This window comes from Corallococcus aberystwythensis, assembly GCF_003612165.1.
Classification (GTDB): Bacteria; Myxococcota; Myxococcia; order Myxococcales; family Myxococcaceae; genus Corallococcus; species Corallococcus aberystwythensis.
In genome coordinates this window covers 1-3,420 of record NZ_RAWK01000472.1, presented here as the reverse complement: position 1 = coordinate 3,420, position 3,420 = coordinate 1, and the positions used below count along the sequence as shown (strand labels likewise).

General features: G+C 72.7%; 2 protein-coding genes. One reads left to right on the top strand and one right to left on the bottom strand.

The window, feature by feature from the left end; genetic code table 11:
• The coding region (locus tag D7W81_RS40480; RefSeq protein WP_147445812.1) for a non-ribosomal peptide synthetase at positions 1 to 2,656 on the top strand (2,656 nt) is incomplete at its 5' end.
• Here D7W81_RS40480 and D7W81_RS42665 read toward each other — a convergent pair.
• On the bottom strand, positions 2,623 to 3,420 hold a 798-nt coding region (locus D7W81_RS42665; protein WP_158621789.1), incomplete at its 5' end, for a hypothetical protein. The genes D7W81_RS40480 and D7W81_RS42665 overlap by 34 nt on opposite strands.

Sequence of the window (3,420 nt, the reverse complement as noted above, 5' to 3'; positions counted from 1 at the left end):
CTTCCCCCACGACGCCTGCGTCCACCACCTCTTCCAGCGCCAGGCCTCCCTCACCCCCGACGCCACCGCCCTCCGCTTCGGCGCCGAATCCCTCTCCTACGCTCGCCTCGACGCCCTCTCCAATCAGCTCGCTCACCGCCTGCGCCTCCTCGGCGTCCGGCCCGGCCATGTCGTCGCCCTCTGCGTTGAGCGCTCACCCCTCCTCTTCGCCGGCATGCTCGCCATCCTCAAGGCTGGCGCCGCCTACCTCCCACTGGATCCGACCCTGCCCGCGCAGCGCCGCGCCTTCATGCTCCAGGACGCGGCGGTCCAGGTCATCGTGGGACAGGAGCACCTCCGGGACGGCTTCTCCGACACGCGGCTCGCATGGCTTGGCGTGGAGGAGGCCACCGGCACCGGCCAGGATGCGGAGACACCTCCGGAGTCCGGCGCGACGGCACTGGATGCGGCCTACGTCATCTACACCTCGGGTTCGACGTCCCACCCCAAGGGCGTGGTGGTCCCGCATCGCGCGCTGGTGAACTACACCCTGGCAGCCATCGAGCAGTACGGACTGCGCCCCGAAGACCGCGCGCTCCAGTTCGCATCCGTCAGCTTCGACGCGAGCGCCGAGGAGATCTTCCCCACGCTCTGCCGTGGCGCGACGCTCGTGCCGCGAACCGAAGCGATGCTCGAATCCACGCGGGCCTTCCTCGATGCCTGCCGCGAGCACGCCATCAGCGTGCTCAACCTGCCCACCGCCTTCTGGCATGAGCTGACCGCGGATCTGGGCAATGGCCCCACCGTCCTGCCGGACAGCGTGCGCCTGATCATCATCGGCGGGGAGAAGGCGTCCCCCGAGCACCTGGCCCGGTGGCGGCGGCAGGTGGGCTCCCACCCGAGGCTGGTGAACACCTACGGCCCCACGGAAGCCACCATCGTCGCGACGCTCGCCGAGCTGGCGGAGTCCTCCGTGCCGGACGGCGCGGAGCTCCCCATCGGCCGGCCGGTGCGCAACGTGCGCGTCCACGTGCTGGACACGCGTCTGCACCCGGTGCCGGTGGGCGTCACGGGAGAGCTGTTCATTGGCGGCGAGGGCGTGGCCCGTGGCTACCTGGGCCGACCGGACCTCACGGCCGAGCGCTTCCTCCCGGATCCCTTCTCCAGCGAGCCCGGAGCCCGCCTCTACCGCACGGGAGATCTCGTCCGCTGGCGGTCCGAGACAGGGCTCACCTACGTGGGCCGGAACGATCACCAGGTGAAGCTGCGCGGCTTCCGCATCGAGCTGGGGGAGATCGAAGCCCAGCTCCTCGCGCACCCGCACGTCCGGGACAGCGTGGTGGCGCCACGGGCCTACTCAGCCCACGACACCCGGCTGGTGGCCTGGGTCACGCTCCGGGAAGACGGCCCCGCCGTCACGGAGGCGTCCGTGGAGGCCTCGCTGCGAGCGCATCTGGCGGACCGTCTCCCCGCGTACATGCTGCCCTTCCGCATCCAGGTGCTGGAGCGGCTTCCGCTGACCGCCAACGGCAAGGTCGACCGCGCCGCCCTGCCGCTCCCCGAAGCAGGAGCCCAGGACGCGGCCCTGGAGCGTCAGGCGCCACGCGACGCCACCGAGCAGGTGCTCGCGGACCTCTGGAGGGAAGTGCTCTCCACGGGCGAACCGGACATGCGCGATGACTTCTTCGCGGTGGGCGGACACTCCCTGCTCGCGCTGCGCCTGATGGGCCGCATCGAGCGGCGGCTCGGGGTCGCGCTTCCGCTGGACACCCTCTTCCACGCCCCCACGCTGGAAGCCCTCGCGCGGCAGGTGCGCGAACGGACACCGGGACGCGCGTCCTCTCTCCGCGTGCTCCTGCGCCAGGGCGATGACGGGCCCCCGGTCTTCCTCATCCATCCCGTGGGCGGACACCTGCTCTGCTACCACGAGCTTGTCCGCCGCCTGCGGAGCCCTCGCACCCTCTATGGACTCCAGGCCCCTGGCGCGGAGGGCGGTCCCGTGGAGCCCGCCACCCTGGAGGCGTTGGCGGAGCGCTACATCGAGCAGCTCCGCGAGGTCCAGCCCACGGGGCCCTACCAGCTCGCCGGCTGGTCCGTGGGAGGCGTCATCGCCTTCGAGATGGCGCGGCAGCTCACGCGCGCGGGGCAGGAGGTGGGCACGCTCGTCGCCATCGACGCGCTGCCGGCGAACGACGCGGATCGCGACGTCACCGAGGAGGAGCAGGCCTCCGAGGCCGCGCTCCTGCTCGCCCTGGACTCCGGGATGCCCGAGGCGGAAGCCCGGGAGCGGCTCGTCACGCAGGGCGTCTCCGGACTCCTCATGCACGTGCAGCAGTCCGCGGACCTCCCGGCGGAGCGCTCACGCGAGCGCGTCCAGCACATGCTCCAGCTGTTCCTGCGCAACGCGCGGGCCCACAACCAGTACCGCCCCCAGCCCCTGGCCGGCTCGCTGGTGCTCATCGAAGCCCGGGAGCGGCCCGCGGGCCTGGCGCCCTTCGCGGACGTGTGGAGGCCCCTCATCCAGGGCGCCCTCCACACCACGGTGGTGCCGGGCAGTCACGACACCGTCCTGACGGCCCCGAACGTGGAGTCCGTCGCCCGGGTGCTGGACGAAGCGCTGGGAGCAGCGGGAGCCGCGGCCCCTCACCTCACCGCGGCGGAGCGGCGCGGACGGTAGGCATGGTACGGGCCCTCCGTGGGCACGTACTCGTAGGCCTCGTCGATGCTCAGCAGCACGTTGTCCGTCCACGCCAGTCCAGGCGTGCCCGTGACGCGGGTCCAGTCGTAGCCCCGGCCGCGCAGCTCCGCGAGCCGGGGCCGGATGTCGCGCTCGAACACGAGCCAGTCGAAGGTCCCGGCGCGGAGCGGATCCGCGAGGACCCGCTCAGGCACCGCGCCCGAGCGCACCAGCGCGGCGCCCGTGAAGCGGTCGAACAGGTACGGCTTGCCCGACAGGAAGCCCATCAGCCGGTCCTCGTACAGCACCGGCCCGCGCGCCTCCCGCAGCAGGGCCGCGTAGCGCGCGAACGTCCCCTCCGTCACGGGGAGCGCCCGGACGGTGGCGGCCGCCTCCCCGAACCGGGTGCGGTAGTCCATGCCCACCGGAACGAGGGTGGCCACGAGGCACGCCCACGCGGCGCGGCGGAGCCACGGCTGGGGCTGGGGCTGTCCCTGGAGGAGCACCGCCCCCAGCAGGCCCGCGGCCAGGCTGGCGCTGATGAAGAAGTCGAACCAGGCGTTGACGTCCACGCCATCCCCCACGACAGCGAGCCCGCCCTCCAGCAAGGACGCGATGACATAGGCGAACACGATGTCCCACTCGCGGCGCCGCTCACGCCAGAGGGCCACCACCGGCAGCAGGAGCAGCCCCGCGCCGGGCGCCAGGAGCACCTCCCACGTGAAGGCCGCCCCATCCGCGAGCGACGTCCCGCGCGCGTGCTC